We start from the raw sequence: 24,138 nt of genomic DNA, 5'->3' as shown, positions 1-24,138 counted from the left end.
GTTAGCTCAGCTGGTAGAGCAGTTGACTTTTAATCAATTGGTCGCTGGTTCGAATCCAGCACGACCCACCATCATTTCTTATAGTGCTTTCTACCAAGCCTCGAATACGAAAATCGTTATCTTCATGAATCCCTTCTACCGATAACGATGCTAAGTGAAGCTCGCTACAGCGCGCAATTTACAAGTCAAATTCCTCCGCTTTATCAGACCCGCGACGACTAACTAAATCTCAAAAAATTAAATTCCAACGCTAACAAAATCCCATAAGACCAAATATCAACTCATATCAATTCGCGTAAATGCTTTACGGCAAATTCTTTCATTTGTAATTCAGGTTTTTAGGATGGCATGGTTGAAAATTAGTCAATCATCCTTAACTAAGTAGTATGTATTTTTATGACAGTCGGGTATAATCCACGCCCTTGTCACAACCGAGATGTAGGTCAATGTCAGTAGCCTTTCGAGTGGAACAGGTAGAGTATCCTTTTCCCGCTAAACCACAGCCATTATCAGATGCCCGTAGAGCGTCGCTTAAAGCTGAGATTAAATCTTTGCTAAAACAGCGTAACGCTGTGCTGGTTGCGCATTACTATACCGATCCTGAAATTCAGGCATTAGCTGAAGAGACCGGTGGCTGTGTAGCTGACTCATTAGAAATGGCCCGCTTTGGTCGTGATGCTGAAGAACAAACCCTTATTGTGGCTGGCGTTCGCTTCATGGGCGAAACCGCAAAAATTCTTAGCCCAGAAAAAACCGTGCTAATGCCAACATTGGAAGCAACCTGTTCACTAGACATTGGTTGTCCTATTGAAGAGTTTAGTGCGTTTTGTGACGCACACCCAGATCACACTGTAGTGGTATACGCTAATACCTCGGCTGCGGTAAAAGCGCGCGCCGACTGGGTAGTAACCTCAAGTATTGCCCTTGAGATTGTTGAGCATTTAGATAACCAAGGTAAAAAGATTATCTGGGGCCCTGACCGCCACTTAGGTTCGTACATTGCTAAGCAAACTGGCGCAGATATGTTGATGTGGCAAGGCGAATGTATTGTTCATGATGAGTTTTCCTCTCAAAAACTTGCTGACATGAAAGCGCTGTATCCTAACGCGGCTGTATTGGTTCACCCTGAATCACCGGCCAGTGTGGTAGACATGGCAGATGCAGTAGGCTCAACCAGCCAACTGATTAAAGCGTCGCAAACCATGGATAACGACACATTTATTGTGGCTACCGATAAAGGCATTTTTTATAAAATGCAGCAACTCACGCCAAACAAAACATTTATTGAAGCACCTACTGGTGGGAACGGCGCAACCTGTAAGAGTTGTGCCCATTGCCCGTGGATGGCCATGAACGGCCTTGAGGCGATAAAAGCCTCGTTAGGTGTTACTTATGAAGGCCATGAGATCTTCGTTGACGACAGCCTGCGTGAGGGCGCTTTAATACCTCTCGACCGTATGCTCAACTTCTCGGAAGAATTGAAAGCAAAAGGCGGGCTATAACGCTTATTAAGGTAAAGGCGAGTAATAATTCAGCAGTTAGCGTGTTTTTTTGCGCAACATCTTGATTAAGACGCTCGCTTTACCTAATATACGCGCGCTCTAGGTTAATCATACGCCCGCTCGCGGAAAATTGTACGCGCGCTCTGGGCAAATGCCTTGGCAGTACTTCGTTGTTTGCGTTCACCGCAAGCAGCACAAAATTTGGAGAGGTGGCTGAGTGGCTGAAGGCGCACGCCTGGAAAGTGTGTTTAGGGTTAAACCTAACGAGGGTTCGAATCCCTCTCTCTCCGCCAAATAAAAAAAGCCCTGTTTCTTTGCGAAGAGCGGGGCTTTTTTGTGTTTGTAATTCTTTATTTTATAAACACTATAAGAATTAAAAAAATACTCTTTTAGACGTAAACCTTTTAGTTATTTGGGTTTTAAGGTTTTCAGCTCTCACTGAGCGAACAAAGCTTTAATTTTTTTATTCGAGCTTTGTTTACGCCAAGATCAGAAACTCCCAGCCGCGAAGCCGACCTAAAGTCAATCTGCGTTCCATCACCAGACTTTTGTGAAAGCAAAAATTCTACATCATCTACAAAACCAATTAACTGCGATCTGAATTCTACTCTTATGTAGTTATCTCGCTCCTCAACTATTGTGGTTCGAGTTAGGGAGTTAATAATGCTAACAATTTTTTCTCTCGCAGCCGCCTTTGAGCCCTTAAGTAGGATAGGTGCCATATCTTGAGACTCGTTATTCTTACTTCGGAAGCAATTAGGAGTAATAGGGCAGTCCTTAAGGGCTTCGCCACTTACATTTAATTTAGGTGGGGTAACAGAGCAACCTACAAGGGGTAATGAACAAAGTAGCAAATACCGCTTTTTCATAATTTCTCTTTTTGTTTGAACATCACTTTGTCCTACAATGACAGATTAACATAGGTATTCTCCTGCTTTGCTATTAACCTGTCTGCGTATTGTTTGGTGTTTGGCTCGTTAGTTGTAACGGCTTTTTTTCTAAAAGCGTAAGTCGTGCTTGCATAGTGTGTTTCAAACTCAGGTTATCGAAACACTAAAATTAATAGCATCTTAATTATCAAAGCATGGCACCAAGTAGTACAATCCCGTTTTTATTTCATCATTCGTTAGTAGAGCCGTAAAATGAAATTCTTTATCACCCTTATTCGCAACTTACTTGGGGCCATCATTGCTTTTGTCGATGTAATTACCCGTGGCACTAAATTAAAACGTTCGCCAAAAAAACAAGAGCAGGTTGCTGAAGAAAGCCAAAAATTGGCTTTATACCAGTTCTTTGGTTGTCCTTTTTGCATTAAAACTCGCCGGGCAATGTACAAATACAATGTGCCTATTCAAAAGCGAAATGTATCAGAAGGTTCGCCGTACAGAGAAGAATTGTTACAGGGCGGCGGGAAAATTCAAACGCCATGTCTTCGAATTGAAAATAACGATGGCGTTGAATGGCTATATGACTCTAAAGCAATTATCGGCTACTTAGAAGCGCGCTTTGTTGAAGCAAAGTAACCGCTCGCAGTAGTTTCTAACACCGTTATAATTGTTCGCCCTACCAAAAGGGCTAACCTTTTACGAAGAACAGCTATAGTGTGAAATACCGCCAGCACCAAAATATTCTCTAGGGCGCAAACGGTAGTAACCACTTTCTGTTTGCGCTGATTGTTCTTCATAGGGTTTGGTAAGCACTTCTTGCAGTGCGTGAATGCGATTGAAAGTACCCACTTCCGCCTCTTTATATGCCGGCACCACTAACCATTCCCGCCAGGTAAACTTCGGGTTAGTAAGCTTCATTTTTGTCGCGATTTCGTTAATATCCCCCGACTTTTCAAGTTGAGCTCGCCAATCTTGCAGCCATTCATTCCACTCAAAAACCATGTCTTCTTTTAACGGAGCATAAAAACTCGTTTTCAGCTCATCAACATCATTAGGAAGGTTAGATAGCTCTCTGAAAAAGTGGTTATAGTCCACACCGGTGCGCATCATTAAGTGTAACAGTTGCAGTAAAAGGTCATTGTCGTAAACCGCAAGCCCGAGTTTTGCGGCCCACATGTTATCCATTTTTTCTTGCATGACCTTGGAAAAGTTGCTGTTCACATCTCGCAATGCTTCTAGTTCCTCTGGTGCATCGGCAAGCAATGGTTCGATGGCGCGACAAAACATAGCAAAGTTCTTCTCTGCTGCTACAGGCTGGTTAAGAAACGAGAAGTGACGACCTCCGCCAGTCCATGGTTGGTAAGCAGGGTCGAACAACTCACAGAATCCAAATGGCCCATAATCTAATGTATATCCTCCCGCCGCGCAGTTGTCGCTGTTGAAATTTCCTTGACAGTAACCCACTCGAACCCAATGGGCGACAAGTGACGTGAGCCTGTCTTGAAACGCAGTAGCAAGGGCCACTAGTTGAGCTTCAAATGGTTGGGCTGTATCGATATCACTTTTATATTCACGTTCAATTAAATGTGCTGCCAAGAGCTGAAGCTCTTGTAATGCGGTTGGGTGTTGGTTGCTTCTCGCACGTCTGCCAAAAAGTTCTAGCTGACCTACGCGAATAAATGAAGGGGCAACACGGGTTGAGATGGCCACAAGGTTTGGCACCATGATTTCGGGGTCTTGGGAGCTCGAACCTTCTAAATACCAAGGTCTGTCGACAGTTTCCGATTGAGACATAAATAAACTAAGAGAACGAGACGTAGGAACCCCTAATGCGTGCATATGCTCTTGTACTAAAAACTCTCGCACGCTGGAGCGCAATACCGCTCTGCCGTCTGCACCTCGGCAGTATGGCGTTCTTCCTGCGCCTTTCAACTGCATTTCAAAACGCTTTCCATTGGTTACTGTTTCCAGCACAGAAAGGGCTCGACCATCTCCATAGCCATTGCCCGTTGAAAATGGACACTGCTGAATATATTCAGTGCCATAAATAGACAGTGCGTAGCCAGTAGCCCACCCATAGGGCCTTATTTCACAGGGGAGGGAAGACATGTCGCCAGAAAACAGGCGCATGAATTCAGGCGTATGGGCAAGGCTATTATCAAACCCTAATTCTTCAAAGAAAGTGTGGCTATGCGCAACGTATTCGGGGTTTTCTATAGGGGTTGGGGTTACCGGTACATAATGCCCAGAGAATACCTGCCTTGGGTTATGCTCATTGCCATCTTTTTGTGCTTGTGGGTCTACCACTAGGCTATTAAGAAACGAATAATCAACGTATTTTGCAAGGTCGCTGATAGTGTGAATTTGCTGTTCAGTTTTACTTTCTTGATCATCTATCATTGGCGCCTCTTTAAAACGTTTAATTCAAACGGCATTGTACTACATATGAATCTTGTTGCTTTACACTGCGATGAGTATTTGACGCTAAAGCTACATTGCCGCCGTGCGCGGCTGTACGTTATGGCTTGAATAATTATTTTTAAAAGGTGTCTCAGGTGGTATTTCTATCGATATCGGGTTATGTTACAGGCCTTAGCAAGCGCATCTTGTTGGCCGGAGTATCCGCAATGTCAACAGATGGGGTAAGGTCTCTTCGTTAAGTATTCTTAAGGCGATCCCATTGTTGGAAACCCCCGATATTAGTGATGAAAGTTCACGCATTACTCTCCCACTTGGTAATACTTTTATCAGGTTCTCACCTCTTACCATGTGGCGGGCCGGTTCAAAGCCCAGGGCAGTACTGCTGCTGTGGTTGGCGCTATGTGTAATTATTATACCCTCTGGCATCTTAACCCGGCTCTTTGAATGGACAGGTATTGCGGTCGACCTAGGTACGACCCCTATTTATCTTACCATTTATATTCCTATGCTGTTTTGTGTGCCCTTGGTGGTATGGTTTGGCTTTTGGTGGGCTGCTATACCTGCTTATTTTTCCACATTTTGCGTAGCGCTTTTTGGCGGTATGCCAATAGAGTGGATAGTTGTTTTTTCATTCTCTAATCCAATTGGCTTGGCGATGTACGCCATGTTTTACCGGGCGACTCCGATAAGCAAAGACTTGAATGGTCTAGAATCTTTGGTAGGCTTTTTAATGATTGCCTTGGTGGCGTCATTGGCCGGCTCTATCGGCGCATTTATCTGGGCCTTAACCAATAATGTAGGGCTAAATGTCGCTTACCCCGTATGGTTAGGCTGGTGGTTTGGCGGCTGGCTGCAATGCTGCCTGATAGTCGCCCCAATTCTGTACTTTTTTGGCCCTGCGGTGCAACGGCAGTTAGCCGAGGTGAAAAACAGCAGTCTTAACCTGAACAATGCCAAAGGCTCCATTATCGCGATGATAAGCGGCTTTATTACCGTAGTGTTGTGCTTTGTTGGTGCTGGGCGCTATATCAGCCTGCAACAAATGGCCTCTATTGACTGGGCAAGCGGCCAAACCATGAGTTTAATGCAAGCACAAAACACCGTAGATAGTTTGTCATATCCGCTTTTTATATTACTCGCAGTAATGCTGGCCCTATCTTATTTAGGTTATCGGGCAATGATTTTCTGGTATGACACAATAAAAGGCGTCAATCAAAAACTGTCAGAGAAGAACAAGCAACTGATCAGCTTAGTGAATTTAGATCCGTTATCCGGTTTATATAATAGGCGTAAAGTATTCGAGCAACTGGAATGTGAATACAACCGTTCGGTGCGGTCACAAGGCTCACTCAGCATCATTATGGTCGATGTGGATAGATTTAAGCGAGTCAATGACACCTATGGCCACTTAGTGGGAGATACGGTTATCAAAGCGATTGCCGACAGCATTCAAATTACCTTGCGGGATTATGACACCCTGGGTCGTTTTGGCGGTGAGGAGTTTATTGCTATTTTGCCCGGCACTTCATGCCAACAAGCGCTGACTATTGCCGAGCGTGTTAGAGCAGCAGTGAGTAAGCTGGAGATTGTCTTGGATAACTCATCACAGGTGTTTCAAGTTACCGTTAGTTTAGGCGTCGCTACCTTAACGTCGACCGACAGCAAAGCGGAATCTATTATCGATAGAGCCGATAAAGCCCTGCTAAAAGCCAAAGAGAATGGCCGCAACCAAGTGGTGTTCGGTGGCGATCAGGCTAACTCAACTTTATAAATACGATTTTAAACTCTCATTTTTTTCAGTTCAAGTACGGAATTTTCAAATGAAATACAGCAATATTCATGCACTAAAAGAGCACCTTAATGATTCTCCCGAAAGCGTTGAGTTTGGCGATGTTATTGCCCTTATCGATATTGCTTTTACTTTCACGCCAACGGCTTTTACCAATGGTGAAGTAACCAATGAGGCAAACCAAAACAATGGTTCTTGCAAGTTACTCGCGCTAGGGCAGCACCTTCAACTTAGCCAAGGGCAAACGTTGGCACTGTTTGGTGGCTTCTATCGTGATGACGTTTTAAAAAATCCTGATGGTGATGACCATGCGAATATTCGCAATTTTATGCAGTCAGGGCATGAAGGTGTGAGTTTTGAGGCATTCCCGCTATCGGTTAAAGGCTAGGCTTTTATCTGGCCTCAGAAGCCCTGAACGTTAGCACTTCTGCGCCGGTCTGTGTTACCAATACCGTGTGTTCCCATTGAGCAGATAGCTTCTTGTCTCTTGTCACAACGGTCCAACCGTCTTTTTTAAGCTTTGTTTTGTAAGTTCCTTGATTAATCATGGGCTCTATTGTGAATGTCATGCCTGCTTCCAATTTAAGCCCAGTTCCCGCGTTACCAAAGTGGAGTATTTGAGGCTCTTCGTGCATTTCCTTTCCAATGCCGTGACCACAATAATCGCGAACAACACTGTAACCATGTTTCTGCGCATGCTGTTGAATAGCAAAGCCAATATCACCAATTGTGGAGCCGTGCTTAACGGTGTCTATGCCTTTGTACATCGCTTCATAAGTTACATCAATTAATCTTCTCGCTATGGGTGAAACAGTGCCGATAGCGTACATTTTACTGCTATCCGCAATATAGCCATTTTTTTCAAGGGTAATATCTATGTTGACAATATCGCCATTTTTGAGCTTTTTGGCAGCAGATGGAACGCCATGGCAAACCACGTCATTCACAGAACTGTTAAGCACAAATTGATACCCGTATTGGCCTTTACTTGCGGGTCTCGCATTAAGGCAATCAACAATGTACCGCTCTACAAAGCTATTAATTTCAAGAGTGGTAATGCCTGGGGCAATAAAACTATCTAGTTCGCTGAAAACTTTTGCCAGTAATTTGCCAGATTCACGCATGAGTGAAATTTCACTGGCTGATTTTATAAGGCTATTCACTGACTAACCTTACTGAAAATACGTTTTGAGAGCGCATCTCCAAATCAATAATCTGTTCGTAAGATAATTTAGGGTTTTGCTCTGCTAGCCGACCGACTTTCATCCAAAATTCTGCTTGCGAATTAATAGAGCGTTCCATCACCGCGCTGGTCTTACGCACCTCTTCATGCAAAGCATCAGATATCTTAACAATTCCCATAACCAATCCTTAGAGTACATGTAATGCTACATAATGTACTATTGTGTATATATTGTCTATTGTTCGGTTTGTGTCTCTCTTAGAAGTACACAGATGCAAACTAGTGCGACACTTTTTGTCGCATATGGTATGTATGCTAGAAAGCAATTCCAATATTAGGCCGATGACTGTGAGTGCATTCCAGCGAAAATTAGACATTCTACAATTTATACCCCGCGCACCTCGTAAAGTGTCTAGCAGACAGATTCTGGATAACCTACAAAACAGTGGTCACGCGAATGTAGATATGCGCACGGTGCAGAGAGATTTAAAAAGTCTTGAGCAAATCGGCTTGTTTGGGCTAGAAGTAGATAAACGGTCAAAACCCTTTGGCTGGAATATTAATGCGTGTTTCAAAAAGTTGAATTTAAGCTTGATGGACGGTAACACCGCCCTTGCGTTCAATGTATTGGAGCAATCTAGTGAAACCCTTCCGAATACTACACTGAAAGAGCTACAGCCTTACTTCAATAAGGCTGAGCAAATATTAGCCCATGATAACGATTCGTTATTACAGCATTGGTCAAAGTCGGTGAGCAACGTGCAAGTGTCACAACCTTTAGTGCCGCCAGATATCGACCCCGAAACGCTAGAGCGTTTGAAAAACGCTTTGTTTTATAAAAAGCAGGTAAATGCCGATATAAAACGACTTTTTAAACGGGTCAAAGAAGCGGTGTGGAAGCATTATGACAAAGTGAACCCTATGGGGTTAATACAGCAAAATGGTCGTTTGATTTTCATTTGTACGTTTGGCTCTTTGCATACTAGGCGCTATTCCTTACCTATAAATTTTATTCGAAATGTTGAGGTGACAGATAATGATTGCCAGCAAAGCAATGACTATCAGAAAAATTCGTCTGCTGAACTTGCATCAACGCCAGAAAAGGTGGAATTGAAGCTGCTTATCAACGACAGTGCTTTTTTCCTTTTACACGGCTACAAGCTGGCTGAAGATCAGGCTATTTGTAGCTCAACGATTGCTGGAAAATCGATGCTGATAGCAACGGTGACCGACAACAGTAAGCTTCGCGCGTTTTTAAGAGGGCTAGGGAGTAATATTGAAGTTGTAGCGCCTCTAACACTTAGAAAATACTTTGCTGACTTATCTGAAAGCCTTTACCAGACCTACTGTAATTAGTGCGAAAACACTCTTTTTGTTCTGACTCTTACAGTAAGTCGTCGTTAATTTTTAGTCCTTCTTTTTAGTATTCCCCATTTAGCTTTTATCCTTTCACTTTTCCCTTCTAACCTTTACCTTTAAGCCTAACAAAAGTTGGGGTATCTAAATACTCGCCTTTACCATTGTAGGGTTCAGATAGTCTTGGCCGCTTCATCTCTACTATTTTTTCAGAGGTAGGTTCGCGTTGTTCATCGGGTGGAATGCCTGTCGCAATAACAAATACCTCAGCAAAGTGGGGGAGTGCTTCATTAATAGTTACGCCACTAATGATTAATGCTTGAGCGCTCTCTATCAAGGTTTGTAGTTCTGCCAGCATACTTTCATACATTGAAATACTGGGCTCTTGTTGACAAGATAGCTGTACTATTACGCCTTGCGTGCCTCTTATGTGGTTGGTTTGCACTAATGGGTTCTTTAACGCATGGCTTAAGGCATCACAAAGGGTTTCATCACTGTTTGCCACGCCAACGCCAAGGGCGGTATCACCTTCAAGTGATAGAATGTGGCTGAAGTCGTTGATATCTACATTGATGTAACCTGTGCTGGTTAGCATGGTAATGATAGATTCAATAATTCGCTGCATTTGTGTGTCGCAGTGTCGAAAGGCGCTGATAATGCCCACCGTTGCATCAAGTGCGGTAATAAGAGCGTCGTTTGATAGCACCAATGTTGCGTTGGCTTTACGCTTAATCTCTTCTAGCGCGTGATACGCTATCTCTTTACGTTTTTCCCCTTCAGACTTAAAGGGGAGGGTAACAAAGCAAAGGGCATCTATTCCCATTTCTGCTGCCAAATCTAACAACACGGAAGTAGCACCGCTACCGGTCCCTCCACCAAGCCCTGCAATAACAATAATGAGAGTGTCGTCAGCAATCAGAGTTTTTAATAGCTCAATACTATGTTCGGCGGCATGTTTCGCCACTTCTGGGTTGGCACCTGCGCCGAAACCTTTTGTAGTGTGCTCACCAATCAACACTACTTCATGTTTTAGTGGATGCTCTTGTGAGTGTTTTTGTGAATGTTCATGTGAATGCTTCTGTGAAAGATTCTGACACTGGTTTAGCGCCGAAATATCTGTATTAATCGAGCTAAACCTAATATTACTGTGCCCTGAACCAGAAGACATATTGCTAACGGCGTTACCACCACAACCACCCACACCTATTACGTGAATTTTTATTTTTGTTGCATCTTTTTCCAACATGACCATCACCTAAACTAAACCGAAGTAGAGTATTAAGAATGATGTAGTGATGCGGTAAAAACTGACGCACCCAACTTCACATGTCAGAAAAAGCCGCTGACTTCAGATTTACATAGGCTATGTTTATAAGAGATAATATTTAAAAAAGGTGGCTTAGCGTTGTTTCTTTGCAACTAGCCTAGCGAGTGAAAGGCCTAAAATCACCAATACAAAGAACATAATATGAAGCCAAAGTTTAGGGCCAACGTCAGTATTTACATTCGATAAAGCGCTAATAGCAGTGTATTGGCCAGTAGTCACTAGCTTGATAACCCATTCATTCGCTGGTGTAGCAATAAGCGTGGTAAGCCAGCCTAAAACAACAATCTGTACAAAACTTACTATATATGAAGCGTTTATATTGTAAATCACACTTGCTAGTACGGCGTAAAATACCGAAACGCTAATATGAACAGCCCATGCTAAGACAGCCGCCATTATTTCAGAGTAATTGCCCGATTCTATATATGCTGACGCATGTCTAGAGGTTAATGTCGACATACCAAAAAGAGGCTGAAGCAGAATAAATACGATGCTGGCTAGAAGGCCAATTAAAACGGCGGTGTTTAGTTTTTTGAGATCCATGTTGTACTCTTAGCGTCATTCCAATACTAAAGAGAAAGAACTACACTTCAAATAATTTCAAAAAAATATGGCCTCCACGCATCACTTGCATCATTAAAGGCCAGGTTATTTTTCTAAAAAGGGACTTTGGTTATCACTTTGCCATCTACCGCACGAAACATTTCTTTATGTTCTTTCCAGTAGCCGCTTACGGTAACCCTAACAGTAATAGGGCCTTGTTCAATATTCATAAAGTAGAAGCCATGGTAGCCAGAAAACGGCGTTGTGAAAGCGCCACTTTGGCTAGTACCTTCACCTCTGGCATAGGCCATTTCAAACCCTTCAGGGTAGTCGGTAGCGTCTTGGCTTGAAGGGTGGCCATGAAAATCGTAATACACGCCTTCGCCACTAGGATTGAGTACTTCCCAGCTATACACGAATGTACTGTCAGCCGGCATAATGAATTTATGTTCTATTTCGCCGTAGTCTTCAATTTCAATATCAAAGGTTTCTGATTTAAATGGTTTATTTTCAAGGTGAATAAGCCCTTGTACCGACTCGTTTATACGCTCGGCGGTGGGATCGTATTCACCAATGTTAAATGATAGCGTTAAGTCTTGTGTATCAAAACGGCTAGCGCTTTTATCTTGTGAAAGCTCCGCTTTCGCCCCGTCACTTTTAGCAATGTCGACAAGGCCAAGTGTACTGCCTAAACCTGTAAGGTCGATGCCATATTCTGCGGGCAAAATAGCCACCACTAAAATAGCGCCCGCGGCGACGGTGGTGAGTATGATTTTGTTCAACAATGTCATTATTTGTTTATCCTTCACTGCGGTTTCTATTACCGCAGTATTAATGCTTTCTTTTGTTGTTAGCTGTACTGTTTGTTACGCATTTTTCAGGGCGTATTTTATGTCTATTGGGCATTACCTAAATGCGTTACCCATTACATATCTCACGCATGTCTCATACATGTCAGCGCAACAAATAGCCGGTAAAGTGCATGCCGAAAAACATAAGCCCTGCACCAAATAGCCCTATATTCACAGTGTTTGATATAGCAGGGTAGTGGGGCTGCTTACGTAACCAAGATAAGCTACTAAGCAAAATTACAAGGGCCAACAATTGGCCAATTTCGACACCCAAATTAAATGCCAGCATGTTAGGTATAAGTCCGTTCGTTGACAGCGCTAAGTCTTGAAGTTTACTTGAAAGCCCAAAACCATGAGCTAACCCAAAACTAAACACGGCTATTTTAGGGTTTAAAAAGCGAAACTTGCTTAGGTTTTCCAGTGCTTTATAACAAATAGATATGCCAATAATGGCATCAATAAGATAGGGGTTTACATGGAGACCAGACAGCACACCAACCAGTAGTGTAATGGAATGCCCTAAAGCAAAAAGGCTTACAAATATGGCTATATCCCGAAGTTTCGATAAGAAGAAAATGACCCCCACAAGATAAAGCAGGTGGTCGTATCCAGTTACCATATGTTTGGCGCCCAAATACATAAACGGCCAAACGTGAACACCGAAGGCATTGGCTATAAAGCCTTGATCTTGTTGTGCTACACCGTGAGCAAATGCCACGGGTGACGCTAACAGTGAAGTTAACAGTCCAACTAAAAGGCTCGTTAAAAGAAAAGCTGACAGAGCCCGTGCACACATGAATCTTGCCAATTAGGGTGTTTCCACATAAGGAATAAAGCGCCCTAAAATAATAACGCTGGTCCACAAGAAAAGTGACAACCAGGCGACCACATGCGCATTTTTGCCTAGTTGCGCTGGGGTATTCAACGCGCGTGCAGACAAGGGCATAGTAGCCATTTGCGGTTTAATACATTTTATAAAGTACAAGGTGTTAATGCCCGCCAATAAAATGCAGGCCATTTTGGCCCCAAACGCAATATTTACAAGGTATCTGTCAGAGTCGCCCACTACAAAGAGCAAGCCCGAAACCACATTGATAGCGAAACCGATTAACGCCCAACGTAAAAACACGTCTACCTGCTTGATGGGCACAGCCTTGGCAAAGCCCACCATTCGCAAATCAACGATAAGCAGCGAACCAAAAAGTAAACACAGCCCTAAAAAGTGTGCCATTTCTAAGACTGGGAACACGACGGCATTGTCCATAACAAAACCGCTGATAGGGCTAGCACTAAGGGTGTCGATAACCCACGAAAGTAATGAATTCATAGGTAACCTCCTTAAGACATGTAGCCGATTAAGCGGCCAGCAATGATAGCGGCCACCCAACTGACTATGCCAATAGCGGCAAGCTTTTTGTGCTTGGTCGATATCTTGTCAGTTTGTTTTATACAAATGGTGACCAACCACCATGTAAGTACAAGGCCAGCAATAACCAATAAAATTTTAATGCGAAATGCCCAGTTGAAATAAAGCTCGGATGCGTTTCCACAAAATAGCGCCACACCTGAAACTAAATTAATGCCAAAGCCAATTAAAGCAACATTCCAATAGCTTGCCATTGCAGTAACCGGAATGACTGAAGCGAAGCCTAGCACGCGAAGGGTTAACATAAGCGCAATGCCCACCATGGTCGCCATGCCAATTGCGTGTAAGGAAAGCACAATAGGATAGCCCCACTGCGTACTTGATATGGTTTGACCTACCTTTGAATCTTCAAGCTTGTAAAGCGTGCTCATCACAGATTGACTGTTTACTTTGCCGCTTTTTGAAACATCATTGCCTGTAGCTTCGTTGTTAGGTTTTGTGGCGCTGGGATCAAGATTGCCTGAGCCTCGTTCGGCAGTAAGGTCGTCACAGTCATAAGGCTGATAGCTGTCTTGTGTGATGGTTACTTCATCTGAACCTGTCATAGGTGCTTTAAGATAAAGCGGATCGGTAATGGTATATTCACGTTTTAATACCGTACCGTCTTCGTTCAGAGAGAAACGCTCTACAATCACAAGCTCGCTGCTGTTTTTAGCCGGTGAGGGCGGGCCTCCTGGTGGGCCATTTCTACCATCAGGCGCGCCTTCAGGACGAGGAGGGCGGGCGTTGTCTTGGGCATTCTCAGAGCTGGCATCGCCAGGCTTTCCATCTGCATTTCCACCTAGTTTTCCATCAGGCCTGCCACCAGGACCGCCTCCAGGGTTGCCACCCATGGGGGCCATCAACCATCCTTCGTCAAACCCCGTAGTGGTTACCACTAATGTATTACCTTCCCATACACCGGTTGAAAACCCAGCGCGATTAGGCTCGTAATTTTCGGGCATTGCGGTGCCATCTAAGTAAATAGTGCGCTCAAGGCTCATAAAGCCGTAAGTTAAGTTTATTTGGGTGCTTGATTGTTCAATCCTATTAACCATAAGATCAAACCACCAATCCATGATGATATTCGTAGGTTCACATTGGTATCGTGGGTTTTCATCTTGCGTGGCCCCTTCAACCGCCAAAGCACCTGCTTCGGTTAACTGAGCAAAAGAGCCGCCACCGCCAGGTCTACTGCCTTCTTTTCGCACCATTGCCCAGTTTCCTTCAATGTTAGGCGTACCGTCTGTGCGAATAATAGGGCGTTGTTCAACAATTTCACTTTGAGTTTGTGATGAAGCGTTACCGTCATCACTGACCACCAAACTACCATCATCGTTAAACACACTATTGCGGGTAGCTGTTATTCCATTTTCGAAAGTAATTTGTTGCATGTAACAGGTAGTTGGGTCGTTCCTATCTGGAGAGCCCAGTATGGTAATAGCACTGCCTGTTTTGAATTGTTCAGTGTTCCAACCTCTACGTTTAAGTAACGAGCCTGATTGCAGTTCACAACGCATATTAGTCACGCTGCCATCGTCGTTCGTAGCATCGAAATACACATAGGCATGCGGGTTTACTAACCGTACCCGAGTAATGTCGCCAGCCAACTCAATCGTTTTATTGGTTTCAAATTGCCCACTACTTCCATGATGGGCAAAGGCCACATTGGGTATAATAAGCGCTACAAGTACACATAGGCATCGTAGATTCCACATTGATGTTGATCCTTCCCACTTAAAAAAAGTTCGTCATGCGAGCAGTTCCTCGCTGACTGAGTATCGATAAAAATAGCAGTCATGCTAGTAATGTAAAGATCATAAAGTAAACTCGCAACGCTCGCCATTGAGTAAATGTAAAGAGTAGTTAAATGTCGCTGAGCTCAAATGTGTAGGGCAGGCGCCCCCCTTTTCTAAACAATTTATTAAAACTCAACATCGCTTTACGTTGAGCTTAGTAAGACCACTTATGATAGCTTGTTTCGTTGTATTACAAGGGTACAAGTAGACAAAATTGCGTAACATAAGGTAAATTTGCATTGAATATGAACGGTTTCAACTACTTTACAAATGGATAAGAATTGAAACTTAAACTTTGCCTTCAAGGAGTATCACCAAGTGATGCTAGATAAGCATATCCCTTCCCTCAAGCGCTCTACAGCTTATCAGTTAGCTGAAGAAACTATTCGCGAAAAAATAATGGATGGATCTTTAGTTCCTGGTGATTTACTGCCTGTCGAACACGATCTTGCTGAAAAGTTAGGTGTAACCCGACCGACCGTTCGTGAAGCTCTTCGTAAGCTTGAAAGTGCTGGATTAATTGTAAGGGGGCCGAGAAGAAGAATGGTGATTGCGGCACCATGCCCGAGTATTTCTGCTAACGCAATGCATCAAGCGTTCATATTACATGATATTTCATACAGAGAGCTTAGTGAATTAAGCTTGGCACTTGAGCCTGCGACGGCAAGATTGGCAGCCCAGAAAATGAGCGATAGTGTTTCAGCGAAAATCGAAGATAACCTCAAAAGAACCGAGATATCTATCGGTGAGCCTGTTGAATTTCTAGAAGCCATTTTAGAATTTCATTATTTAATTGCTTCATGCGCTGCTAATAAAGCAATCTTATTTGCGAGAGCACCAATTAGTGAGTTCTTGCTTCCAACTTATTTAAAGATGGTAAAAGATCGTAACCAGTTTCTTGTGGCTAACAAAGCTATCTTTGAAGCGTTACGGCGAAGTGATGCAGAAAGTGCACATCAATTAATGTATGAACATATTTACAATTTTTTTCAGGTTTGTGAGCTAAAAGGGGTATCAGTTGACGATTCAATTAGAAAGCTCAACGCTAAGCTAAATAATCCTGAATAGAGGGGATGGTAATATAAACCTTATACTGCAACGAAAGTATTAAAAATATCTTAACTTTAGTTAAGGTAAGAATCCAAAAACTGAAGTAACTTTTCCTTCGATGAATAATTAATATATCTGCTTGTTTTCTTAACTTTCTAAAAGCAGAATACAGCCACAAAAAAATAGTTTATTCGCCAGATAGTTGGAAGCTTTTAATGATTGGATTTTTTAAACCTGCAGTACATAGAGCTCGATTATCCGAGCAAGATATAGATCCCGTTTACAAAAAGCTTAGATGGCAGATATTCCTAAGTATCTTTGTTGGGTATGCGGGTTACTACTTGGTAAGAAAGAACTTTTCACTGGCCATGCCTTATTTAATTGAAGAGCAAGGGTTCACAAAAGGCGAGTTAGGTTTTGCACTATCTGCGGTTTCTATTGCTTACGGGTTAAGTAAATTCTTAATGGGAAATGTTTCTGATAGAAGCAATCCTAGATACTTTCTAATGACAGGGTTACTACTGTCTTCCTTGGTCATGTTTATTTTTGGTTTTGTTCCATGGGCAACGCAAAGCATCGCGATTATTTTTCTGCTGCTGTTCATTAATGGCTGGGTGCAAGGTATGGGGTGGCCCGCCTGTGGTCGTACTATCGTGCATTGGTACTCAGGGAATGAACGAGGGCAGGTTGTTTCGGTTTGGAATATTGCTCATAACGTTGGCGGCGGACTAATTGGCCCCTTATTTATTTTGGGCATGGCGTGGTTTAATGATTGGCATAGCGCTTTTTACGTACCCGCAACCTTTGCTGCATTAATCGCCGGTTTTGTTTTTCTAACTTTACGGGATACACCGCAAAGTTGTGGTTTGCCGCCTATTGAAGAGCATCGCAACGACTACCCCCTCGATTATGAGGAAAAACACGAGCAAGAACTCAGTGCAAAAGAAATTTTTGTTACCTACGTATTAAACAACAAACTCTTATGGTTTATCGCTATCGCAAATGCGTTTGTCTATCTTATTCGATATGGCGTTTTAGATTGGGCGCCTACTTACTTGTCAGAAGTGAAAGACTTCTCCTTCGAGCATAGTTCATGGGCGTACTTCTTGTATGAGTGGGCGGGCATTCCAGGTACGTTGTTATGCGGTTACATCAGTGACAAATGGTTTAAAGGTCGTCGCTCACCAGCGGCTATTTTGTACATGGTATTAGTGCTCATTGCGGTACTGGTGTATTGGTTTAATCCTGCCGGAAACCCCTCTGTAGATATGGCGGCACTAATGGCTATCGGCTTCTTAATCTATGGGCCTGTTATGTTGATAGGTTTATACGCACTAGAGTTAGTTCCTAAGAAAGCCGCTGGCACGGCAGCCGGTTTAACAGGCCTGTTTGGATACCTTGGTGGTGCTGTTATCGCCAATATTGCTTTAGGTTTTACCGTCGATTACTTTGGTTGGAATGGCGGGTTTATGCTTCTCACCGGTGGGTGTATTTGTGCCATCGTGCTAATCGGGTTTACGGTTAAACATGAAATTGCGCATTTAAAAAGTAAAGAAACGTCTTCAGTTAGCTAGGTGATAGCGTTTACTTAACGCGGATTGTTGATGTATCTAACACGGTAGTAGGTTAATCATGAGCAAAGCAGCGACAGCAAACACAGCGAATATCGTTATATTGGGCGCTGGGAGCATTGGGTGTTATTTAGGCGGTTGTTTGCTGTCTATTGGCGCGAATGTCACCTTAATTGGCCGCGCCAGACTAAAGATACAAATTGCGAATAGCGGCTTAACGTTAACGGATTGGCGGGGTAGGGATACAAAACTTAAACCTAGAGACGTTAATTTTACTGAAAATGCCGAGGTCATGGCGATCGCTGATTATATTTTAGTGTGCGTAAAAAGTGGTGATACCCAAGAGGCCGCGTCGCTTATTGCGCAATATGAAAATAGTGACCCATTGAAGGATAATCCAGTTGTCATCAGCTTTCAAAACGGGGTAAGAAACGGACGATTGCTATCAGAATGCTTACCGAATCATACGGTCATGAAAGGCATGGTTCCATTTAACGTGCTGGGGCAGGGCGACGGGCATTTTCATTGCGGCACGGAAGGCGATTTGTGTATTGAGGATAAATCAGGACAAGCGACAGACTTAGTTGGCCTGCTCGAAATGGCTAATTTACCGGTAAAGGTGTTTAAGGATTTATCCAGTGTGCAGTGGGGCAAGCTGCTTATGAACTTGAATAACGCCGTTAATGCACTCTCTGGCAGGCCATTGCTTGAGCAATTGAATGACAGTGCCTATCGAAAGGTGATGGCGGTAGTATTAAAAGAGGCATTAGCGATAATGAAAGCGGCTGGTATTGAGCCGGCTAAAACAGGAAAGGTTGTACCTAAGCTAATGCCTTATATTATGTCTTTACCTAATTTTCTATTTAAAAAGGTGGCGGCAGCCACGTTAAAAATAGACCCTCAAGCCCGTTCATCAATGTATGAAGATTTAGCGCTGAATAGAAAAACAGAGGTCGATTATCTCAATGGCGAAATTGTTGCGTTAGGGTTAGCACATGAAGTGAGTACACCTGCGAATACCGCGATTGTTGAGTTAATTAAAGCGGCTGAAAATGCGAATGATGGCTCGCCAAGGCTAAGTGCCAGTGCGTTACAGCAAGCGATAGGTATGAAGTAACCTTTTGTTTGCTGTCTGGATTTATTTCATGGGCGTGCTGCCTGGGCTTAATACCCAATACTTGCTACTTAATAATTGCTACTAGTCGTTTTGAAGACTTTTCACATCGTCAATAATATCTCGCAGTTGTTTAAGCAGATGGGTCTTTTGTTTCAAACTCATTGTTTGAGAAAGATCGTTCGCCAGCGATAAGTAAGCTTCTCTGTTTGCTTGCCTTTGAGCTAGGTATTCGTCAGAGCGATAATCATCAGGGTGAGTCAATAAATGGGTCAGCTTTTGTTGGAATACCTCAGCATTTGCTCTGCTAGCAAACAAGCGCCTTGCCTCATTTTGCATGGTTACACGATACTCAAGCCAATTACCACGGGTGCTGGCGAAATGGGGGGCTGCTTCAACAATGAGTTGTTTCTGCTTGTCGGTCAAATCACCAAGGTTTTCTTCAAAGTCGTCTTCAAAATTATCAATGAGTTTGTCGAGTCTTTCGTTTTTAGACATTGAGTTATATTCATCAAGTTCTTCTTGTTCTTCGCGATTTTCTTTTTGAATTGCGGCAAAAAGATAGATAACTTGATCGTCCGAAAGGCGATAGGCTAATTCGGCTAACTCGGGTGCTAATTTCGAGCGTAATGTCATTACATGTTCATTAGCTTGATTCAAATGATTAGCAATAACGTCTTTGTCTAATTTGTCTTGTTTTATGTCTTGTTCTAGTTGCTCTAGCTGGGTCAAATATAAAGCTAGTTGTTCTTCTCTGTGCCACTCAATCCAGCCTTCAAGCTTTACATCAAAAATGGCTTCTTGCGAATCGTTAAGCTCTACATAATCGTCCATGTACCAGTAAACCAGCCAATCAAGATTATTGTAAGCAAGCTTCGACGAGCACCCTGTGAGTACCAAAAAACCTAAAACAAGCCATAACTTCTTCATCTTAAAATCCGTTGTAGATGTAGCGATTAACTACGGTCAGTTAAATTAATTACAATGCATTAATAGTTCTTAGTAATTTAGCCGCGGTTTGGACTTCATAATCAATAAATCGCTGCTGAATTTCTATGGCTGCGCTACACATGATATCTGGTGAATCAACAAAGTTTTCAGGGACGACTACCACCTCAAAATGTGCCTTGCTGTTATCTTGCATGTCGGTAACCAACGTAGTGATCATGTCATCACTTTCCTCATCAGAATACAAAGATGGGCTTACCTGTTGATTGGCAATAAGTCGCGCCAATGCTTCAAGTTCAAGTGCCCTTACTTCGCTTGATAGCTGAACCTCATTGCCAGCATGATGCTCTAATGGTACCTCTTCTGGGTACACAAATGCGGCGCAGGCAAGGGGGTGTTGGCCTTGCAGTTCTTGCATTTGTTTTATTATCACTTGCCAATAATCAACAATGTCGGCATCGCTACCATGGGCGATATAATAGGTAACTCTTTGCTCTAGTACTGCTTGTGCTTCGGTTGCAATGGTATTGATAGAAGCGCCTTCCCGTAAGCCCTCCTCATTTATGGTAACAATACGATAATAGGTATCAGGATCTTTGTCTTTCATTGCCACCAAATAGGCGTGGGTCAATAAACCCGACTCCACTGCTTGAGTGTTAATTTCGTTTTCATCGCCAAAACCACTGAAACCATAGGCACTGCTGTCTACTATTCTACTGACAATACCTGCCCGCAGAAGTTCTTTATGAGAAGGAGCCCAAAGTTCAGTATTAGGGGTGTTTCGTATTTTTTTCGCAAACCAATTTGGCACACCTGCATCTTTATAAGCCCCGTCAAATGCCCCATTTAAATCAGTATTGTCGTGCAGAGACTTACCACCCAATGCGGGTGCGTGAAATTGCAACACGCCGTCTTCGCCCAACAGCCTTTCCTTTCCTGCTAAATACACAATAGTGCAGGCTGAAGCACAAGATGTTTTTACATAGGTGTTTAAGTTATATTCTTTCACTATGTCGGCAAGGCGAAGTGCGCCAATAAGCCGCCCGCCAATACTGTGTAAGTGTATAGTAGATACGTTTTCATTTTGTTGCAGCGCCTCTAACAGCAGTAGTTCTGAACCTATCTCAATACCGCCATAAAGCTCTAACTCCGTACCATCATTTAATACTCTAAATTGGGTAGCTGGATAGGTTGAATCTGCTCCAATTAAAGAAATACTTTCGGTAATAATTGGCACGCCAGACTGATAAAAATCAATACTGAACCGTATTATTCCTATCGCTACCATTACTATTGCGACAATGGACCAACCTTGAGAGCCTCCGCGATGAGGGTGACGTATTGCCGAGCGAATGATACCAACGGATTGCCAAGTGATCACTGGCACTAGAACCAAATATAACAGCATCATATAGATGCCAAGCTCGATACGAGATGAAGCATTGTCGATTTTAATTTCAACAAATGCGCTTAAAGCGAGGGTGCCAAGAGAAATTAAAATCCCAACAACCCAATAGCTGATAGGCAGAGATACTTGGCCTTTCCAAAAACGAATGAGCCAATTAGGATGTGGTACTTCGTTATAGCTAGATGCTGCTTGTTGAGCCTTTTGAAGCTTTGATTGATAGCCCGCTTCATGCTCTTGCTGAAAGCCTAACGTTTGAGTCTGATTAGACGAGATGCCCCGATGATTAGAAAGCGTTTGACGCAAAGCTATCTCTTCAAGAATAACAGATACTCGCTCGGGATATTCGTCATGGTCAATATGCGCTAATGCATCTTCAAGTTCGTTGATGCTGTAGGTTGAATAATTAGGGGCGTCCATTTAATACATCCATGTGGCTTTTTATTATTAATTATGACGTGCTAGTGCACTATATTTAAGCATACTGAATAAAGGAAGCTAACACTACTGTGTTAGGTATATCTCACTGAATAGATAAGGGAAAAGCATGGCAATTCACGAAAAGCTGAATTATGTAGAGTTAGGTACATTGAATATCAGCAGCACAAAGCAGTTTTTTGAAGCTGTGTTTGGTTGGACTTTTACTGACTATGGCCCAGAATACACGGCATTTTCTGACCAAGGGTTGGATGGTGGATTTTTTAAAGCCGAGCAGGCTAGCACTACAGATAAAGGTGGCGCGTTATTGGTTTTTTATAGTGCAGATATTAGGCAGACGCTGGATAAAGTAAAAGCCGCAGGTGGTGAGGTGGTTCAGTCTATCTTTGAATTTCCAGGGGGCTGCCGATTTCATTTTGTGGAGCCTGGCGGTAATGAATTCGCCGTTTGGTCTGAAAAGGAATAGCGGTTAAACAATAAACCTACAAGTGCAGAAAAAGCTGACTTAACATGGGCTTACACAAAAAAGGCGTATATAAAAAAGCCCGGCTTAAAAAAGCCGAGCTCCAAATAGTGTTGCTCAGTTAAAAATTAAAAATTAACTATTTAAATATTAATAGCTTACGCCTTGCCAAGAACTATACGTAGCATTCTGCGAAGTGGCTCGGCAGCGCCCCATAACAATTGATCGCCTACGGTGAACGCTGAAATATATTCAGGTCCCATGGTCAGTTTACGAATTCGACCTACAGGAATAGACAAGGTACCCGTCACTTTCGCTGGCGTTAATTCTTGCATGGTGGCATCACGATCGTTTGGTACCACTTTCACCCAATCGTTGTGCTGGGCAAGAATTTTCTCAATCTCTTCAACAGGTAAGTCTTGCTTTAACTTGATGGTAATAGCTTGACTGTGACAACGCATCGCGCCTACACGCACACAAATGCCGTCAATAGGAATAGGTTGTTCAGTTAAGCCCATAATTTTGTTGGCTTCAGCTTGGGCCTTCCATTCTTCACGGCTTTGGCCAGAAGGCAACTGTGAATCAATGTAAGGAATTAAACTGCCTGCTAGCGGTACACCAAACTGCTCAGAAGGATAATTTTCGCTTCTAATAAATTCTGACACTTGCTTATCGATATCTAGAATAGCAGAGACAGGATTGTCTAAGTTGGCTTTTACATTAGTGTGAATAGCACCCATTTGGCTAATAAGCTCACGCATATGCTTAGCGCCCGAACCAGAAGCAGCTTGGTAAGTCATAGGCGAAGCCCATTCCACCAAGTCTTTTTCAAATAACCCGCCTAGTGCTAATAGCATTAACGATACGGTGCAGTTTCCGCCTACAAAAGTGCGAATACCACTTTCTACGCCCGCATCAATTTCTTTACGGTTTACAGGATCTAAAATGATAACCGCGTCGTCTTTCATACGAAGTGCTGACGCTGCGTCTATCCAATATCCATTCCAGCCCGTGTCGCGTAATGTTGAATACACTTCTTTGGTGTAATCACCGCCTTGGCAGGTAATAATAATATCTTGCTTCGCTAGCGCTTGAATATCGAAAGCGTCTTCTAGTACACCTGCGTTTGCACCTGCAAAGTCTGGCGCCGGAAGGCCTTTTTGAGAGGTGGTAAAAAATGTGGGTTCAATGTGCGCGAAATCTTGCTCTTCTTGCATGCGCTGCATTAACACTGAGCCAACCATACCGCGCCAGCCCACTAAACCTACTTTTTGTTGTGACATTAACTTGAGAACCCTATAAAACTAAACTGTGTATTCATGTTGAACCAGCGGTGATATCACCCTGCCAACCCTATACCTGTCGCTTTTTCATTATTATGCCTGCAGTCTATAAACAATTTAAAACGCTGGCTAGCGAGTTTTTATAAATATTACGTAATAGATATAAGCGAAACCATTTACTAAGTCGATTATCAATATTTCATTGAAACTAATTCTTAAAATGGTTAATTATCATTCAAGGGATAGAAGCGTAGTCTTCCGGTAACAATTTTTAGCCCTTTAGCATCGCCATGAGTATTGAGTTTACCGATAACAACTTCGCAAAAATAAATACTGGCTTTGGCACAGTGTTTAACAATGGACATATGTCGATTGGCTTAGTTGTGCCTATTGAGTCTTACCCTTACGGGCCAGTTCCCACCATGCAAGATCATATTGAACGTGTGCAACTTGCAGAAAAGTTAGATTTCAAAGCGGTATGGGTAAGAGATGTGTTATTCAATGTACCTAGCTTCGGTGATGCGGGGCAGATGTATGACCCTTTTGTTTATTTAGGGGTAATAGCGGCGTTAACTAAAACCATATCGTTAGGGGTTGCCTCGTTGGTATTGCCCCAGCGCCACGCTGCACAAGTAGCAAAAGCCGCTGCTAGCATAGATGTACTTAGTGGCGGGCGACTTATTCTTGGAGTGGCATCTGGCGACAGACCAGAAGAATACCCCGCTATAAATCGAGGCTTCGATGACCGTGGTGACCGATTCCGCGAAAGTGTTAATACATTAAACGCATGATGTTAGGTTATG

23 protein-coding genes and 1 tRNA gene are annotated in these 24,138 nt (G+C 43.0%); 11 read left to right on the top strand and 13 right to left on the bottom strand.

Annotated features, from left to right (window positions below; all coding sequences use genetic code 11):
• Positions 1 to 446 precede the first annotated feature (446 nt).
• Positions 447 to 1,502, top strand: a complete 1,056-nt coding sequence (nadA, locus tag Q4561_RS17780; RefSeq protein WP_303462553.1) for a quinolinate synthase NadA — start codon at positions 447 to 449, stop codon at positions 1,500 to 1,502.
• A 203-nt stretch (positions 1,503 to 1,705) separates the two neighbouring features.
• Positions 1,706 to 1,795, top strand: a tRNA-Ser gene (locus tag Q4561_RS17775).
• A gap of 135 nt (positions 1,796 to 1,930) precedes the next feature.
• Here Q4561_RS17775 and Q4561_RS17770 read toward each other — a convergent pair.
• Positions 1,931 to 2,371 (bottom strand): DUF1499 domain-containing protein, encoded by a 441-nt coding sequence (locus Q4561_RS17770; RefSeq protein WP_303462552.1) that lies wholly within the window; start codon positions 2,369 to 2,371, stop codon positions 1,931 to 1,933.
• Between the two features lie 273 nt (positions 2,372 to 2,644).
• Here Q4561_RS17770 and Q4561_RS17765 point away from each other — a divergent pair, with 273 nt between their 5' ends.
• Complete coding sequence (locus Q4561_RS17765) at positions 2,645 to 3,025, top strand: glutaredoxin domain-containing protein (protein ID WP_303462550.1); 381 nt, start codon at positions 2,645 to 2,647, stop codon at positions 3,023 to 3,025.
• A gap of 60 nt (positions 3,026 to 3,085) precedes the next feature.
• Here the strand turns inward: Q4561_RS17765 and Q4561_RS17760 are convergent, their stop codons facing one another.
• Positions 3,086 to 4,789 (bottom strand): YdiU family protein, encoded by a 1,704-nt coding sequence (locus tag Q4561_RS17760; RefSeq protein WP_303462547.1) that lies wholly within the window; start codon positions 4,787 to 4,789, stop codon positions 3,086 to 3,088.
• Positions 4,790 to 5,069: 280 nt separating this feature from the next.
• Here Q4561_RS17760 and Q4561_RS17755 point away from each other — a divergent pair, with 280 nt between their 5' ends.
• Positions 5,070 to 6,581 carry a GGDEF domain-containing protein gene (locus tag Q4561_RS17755; protein WP_303462546.1) on the top strand — a complete coding sequence of 504 codons (1,512 nt, stop codon included), beginning with the start codon at positions 5,070 to 5,072 and terminating at the stop codon, positions 6,579 to 6,581.
• Positions 6,582 to 6,630: 49 nt separating this feature from the next.
• Positions 6,631 to 6,987, top strand: coding sequence for a HopJ type III effector protein (locus Q4561_RS17750; protein ID WP_303462545.1), 357 nt, complete (start codon positions 6,631 to 6,633; stop codon positions 6,985 to 6,987).
• A gap of 4 nt (positions 6,988 to 6,991) precedes the next feature.
• Here Q4561_RS17750 and map read toward each other — a convergent pair whose 3' ends face one another.
• Together map and Q4561_RS17740 are read right to left on the bottom strand one after the other, a co-directional pair.
• Positions 6,992 to 7,762 (bottom strand): type I methionyl aminopeptidase, encoded by a 771-nt coding sequence (gene map / locus Q4561_RS17745; protein WP_303462544.1) that lies wholly within the window; start codon positions 7,760 to 7,762, stop codon positions 6,992 to 6,994.
• A complete protein-coding gene (locus tag Q4561_RS17740) occupies positions 7,755 to 7,961 on the bottom strand; it encodes a ParD-like family protein (protein WP_057792933.1) in 207 nt (68 codons plus the stop codon). The genes map and Q4561_RS17740 overlap by 8 nt, the downstream gene beginning before the upstream one ends.
• Positions 7,962 to 8,130: 169 nt before the next feature.
• On the opposite strand from Q4561_RS17740, the gene Q4561_RS17735 reads away from it, so the two are divergent.
• A complete protein-coding gene (locus Q4561_RS17735; RefSeq protein ID WP_303462543.1) occupies positions 8,131 to 9,138 on the top strand; it encodes a YafY family protein in 1,008 nt (335 codons plus the stop codon).
• Positions 9,139 to 9,244: 106 nt separating this feature from the next.
• On the opposite strand, the gene Q4561_RS17730 is transcribed toward Q4561_RS17735, so the two are convergent.
• From Q4561_RS17730 to Q4561_RS17705, 6 genes are all read right to left on the bottom strand, one after another.
• Positions 9,245 to 10,384 (bottom strand): cell division protein FtsZ, encoded by a 1,140-nt coding sequence (locus Q4561_RS17730; RefSeq protein WP_303462541.1) that lies wholly within the window; start codon positions 10,382 to 10,384, stop codon positions 9,245 to 9,247.
• A gap of 153 nt (positions 10,385 to 10,537) precedes the next feature.
• Complete coding sequence (locus tag Q4561_RS17725) at positions 10,538 to 11,008, bottom strand: hypothetical protein (RefSeq protein ID WP_303462539.1); 471 nt, start codon at positions 11,006 to 11,008, stop codon at positions 10,538 to 10,540.
• 113 nt (positions 11,009 to 11,121) lie between these two features.
• Complete coding sequence (locus Q4561_RS17720; protein WP_303462538.1) at positions 11,122 to 11,799, bottom strand: hypothetical protein; 678 nt, start codon at positions 11,797 to 11,799, stop codon at positions 11,122 to 11,124.
• A gap of 163 nt (positions 11,800 to 11,962) precedes the next feature.
• On the bottom strand, positions 11,963 to 12,577 hold the full coding sequence (locus Q4561_RS17715) for a HupE/UreJ family protein (protein WP_303462537.1): 615 nt from the start codon (positions 12,575 to 12,577) through the stop codon (positions 11,963 to 11,965).
• A gap of 90 nt (positions 12,578 to 12,667) precedes the next feature.
• Entirely contained in the window at positions 12,668 to 13,186 is a 519-nt protein-coding gene (locus Q4561_RS17710) for a DUF6644 family protein (protein ID WP_303462536.1), read from the bottom strand.
• Positions 13,187 to 13,197: 11 nt separating this feature from the next.
• Positions 13,198 to 14,982, bottom strand: a complete 1,785-nt coding sequence (locus Q4561_RS17705; RefSeq protein ID WP_303462535.1) for a DUF6152 family protein — start codon at positions 14,980 to 14,982, stop codon at positions 13,198 to 13,200.
• Between the two features lie 402 nt (positions 14,983 to 15,384).
• Between Q4561_RS17705 and Q4561_RS17700 the strand changes: the two genes are divergently transcribed.
• From Q4561_RS17700 to Q4561_RS17690, 3 genes are all read left to right on the top strand, one after another.
• On the top strand, positions 15,385 to 16,131 hold the full coding sequence (locus tag Q4561_RS17700; RefSeq protein WP_303462555.1) for a FadR/GntR family transcriptional regulator: 747 nt from the start codon (positions 15,385 to 15,387) through the stop codon (positions 16,129 to 16,131).
• Positions 16,132 to 16,328: 197 nt separating this feature from the next.
• Positions 16,329 to 17,687: a glycerol-3-phosphate transporter gene (gene glpT, locus Q4561_RS17695; protein ID WP_303462533.1), complete on the top strand. Its 1,359-nt coding sequence runs from the start codon at positions 16,329 to 16,331 to the stop codon at positions 17,685 to 17,687.
• A 58-nt stretch (positions 17,688 to 17,745) separates the two neighbouring features.
• Entirely contained in the window at positions 17,746 to 18,801 is a 1,056-nt protein-coding gene (locus tag Q4561_RS17690) for a 2-dehydropantoate 2-reductase (protein ID WP_303462532.1), read from the top strand.
• Positions 18,802 to 18,882: 81 nt separating this feature from the next.
• Here Q4561_RS17690 and Q4561_RS17685 read toward each other — a convergent pair whose 3' ends face one another.
• Both Q4561_RS17685 and Q4561_RS17680 read right to left on the bottom strand, forming a co-directional pair.
• Positions 18,883 to 19,728, bottom strand: coding sequence for a DUF6279 family lipoprotein (locus Q4561_RS17685; protein ID WP_303462530.1), 846 nt, complete (start codon positions 19,726 to 19,728; stop codon positions 18,883 to 18,885).
• A gap of 49 nt (positions 19,729 to 19,777) precedes the next feature.
• A complete protein-coding gene (locus Q4561_RS17680) occupies positions 19,778 to 21,571 on the bottom strand; it encodes a hypothetical protein (RefSeq protein WP_303462529.1) in 1,794 nt (597 codons plus the stop codon).
• A 127-nt stretch (positions 21,572 to 21,698) separates the two neighbouring features.
• Here Q4561_RS17680 and Q4561_RS17675 point away from each other — a divergent pair, with 127 nt between their 5' ends.
• Complete coding sequence (locus Q4561_RS17675) at positions 21,699 to 22,055, top strand: VOC family protein (RefSeq protein WP_303462527.1); 357 nt, start codon at positions 21,699 to 21,701, stop codon at positions 22,053 to 22,055.
• 155 nt (positions 22,056 to 22,210) lie between these two features.
• Here Q4561_RS17675 and asd read toward each other — a convergent pair whose 3' ends face one another.
• Positions 22,211 to 23,335, bottom strand: a complete 1,125-nt coding sequence (gene asd / locus Q4561_RS17670; RefSeq protein WP_303462526.1) for an aspartate-semialdehyde dehydrogenase — start codon at positions 23,333 to 23,335, stop codon at positions 22,211 to 22,213.
• Positions 23,336 to 23,625: 290 nt separating this feature from the next.
• Here asd and Q4561_RS17665 point away from each other — a divergent pair, with 290 nt between their 5' ends.
• Positions 23,626 to 24,126 (top strand): LLM class flavin-dependent oxidoreductase, encoded by a 501-nt coding sequence (locus tag Q4561_RS17665; RefSeq protein WP_303462524.1) that lies wholly within the window; start codon positions 23,626 to 23,628, stop codon positions 24,124 to 24,126.
• Positions 24,127 to 24,138 lie beyond the last annotated feature (12 nt).

The sequence above is a fragment of the Alteromonas sp. 1_MG-2023 genome (genome assembly GCF_030547075.1).
Lineage (GTDB): Bacteria > Pseudomonadota > Gammaproteobacteria > Enterobacterales > Alteromonadaceae > Alteromonas.
This window is presented reverse-complemented; position numbering and strand designations above follow the sequence as displayed.

What these genes read in the sequence shown, in the direction of transcription:
- Q4561_RS17770 (WP_303462552.1), bottom strand. Translation starts at nt 2,371, where the DNA reads ATGAAAAAGCGGTATTTGCTACTTTGTTCATTACCCCTTGTAGGTTGC.
- asd (WP_303462526.1), bottom strand. Translation starts at nt 23,335, where the DNA reads ATGTCACAACAAAAAGTAGGTTTAGTGGGCTGGCGCGGTATGGTTGGC.
- Q4561_RS17680 (WP_303462529.1), bottom strand. Translation starts at nt 21,571, where the DNA reads ATGGACGCCCCTAATTATTCAACCTACAGCATCAACGAACTTGAAGAT.
- Q4561_RS17685 (WP_303462530.1), bottom strand. Translation starts at nt 19,728, where the DNA reads ATGAAGAAGTTATGGCTTGTTTTAGGTTTTTTGGTACTCACAGGGTGC.
- Q4561_RS17740 (WP_057792933.1), bottom strand. Translation starts at nt 7,961, where the DNA reads ATGGGAATTGTTAAGATATCTGATGCTTTGCATGAAGAGGTGCGTAAG.
- Q4561_RS17665 (WP_303462524.1), top strand. Translation starts at nt 23,626, where the DNA reads ATGAGTATTGAGTTTACCGATAACAACTTCGCAAAAATAAATACTGGC.
- Q4561_RS17760 (WP_303462547.1), bottom strand. Translation starts at nt 4,789, where the DNA reads ATGATAGATGATCAAGAAAGTAAAACTGAACAGCAAATTCACACTATC.
- Q4561_RS17730 (WP_303462541.1), bottom strand. Translation starts at nt 10,384, where the DNA reads ATGTTGGAAAAAGATGCAACAAAAATAAAAATTCACGTAATAGGTGTG.
- Q4561_RS17750 (WP_303462545.1), top strand. Translation starts at nt 6,631, where the DNA reads ATGAAATACAGCAATATTCATGCACTAAAAGAGCACCTTAATGATTCT.
- Q4561_RS17720 (WP_303462538.1), bottom strand. Translation starts at nt 11,799, where the DNA reads ATGACATTGTTGAACAAAATCATACTCACCACCGTCGCCGCGGGCGCT.
- Q4561_RS17705 (WP_303462535.1), bottom strand. Translation starts at nt 14,982, where the DNA reads ATGTGGAATCTACGATGCCTATGTGTACTTGTAGCGCTTATTATACCC.
- Q4561_RS17690 (WP_303462532.1), top strand. Translation starts at nt 17,746, where the DNA reads ATGAGCAAAGCAGCGACAGCAAACACAGCGAATATCGTTATATTGGGC.
- Q4561_RS17725 (WP_303462539.1), bottom strand. Translation starts at nt 11,008, where the DNA reads ATGGATCTCAAAAAACTAAACACCGCCGTTTTAATTGGCCTTCTAGCC.
- Q4561_RS17710 (WP_303462536.1), bottom strand. Translation starts at nt 13,186, where the DNA reads ATGAATTCATTACTTTCGTGGGTTATCGACACCCTTAGTGCTAGCCCT.
- Q4561_RS17700 (WP_303462555.1), top strand. Translation starts at nt 15,385, where the DNA reads ATGCTAGATAAGCATATCCCTTCCCTCAAGCGCTCTACAGCTTATCAG.
- nadA (WP_303462553.1), top strand. Translation starts at nt 447, where the DNA reads ATGTCAGTAGCCTTTCGAGTGGAACAGGTAGAGTATCCTTTTCCCGCT.
- Q4561_RS17675 (WP_303462527.1), top strand. Translation starts at nt 21,699, where the DNA reads ATGGCAATTCACGAAAAGCTGAATTATGTAGAGTTAGGTACATTGAAT.
- Q4561_RS17765 (WP_303462550.1), top strand. Translation starts at nt 2,645, where the DNA reads ATGAAATTCTTTATCACCCTTATTCGCAACTTACTTGGGGCCATCATT.
- glpT (WP_303462533.1), top strand. Translation starts at nt 16,329, where the DNA reads ATGATTGGATTTTTTAAACCTGCAGTACATAGAGCTCGATTATCCGAG.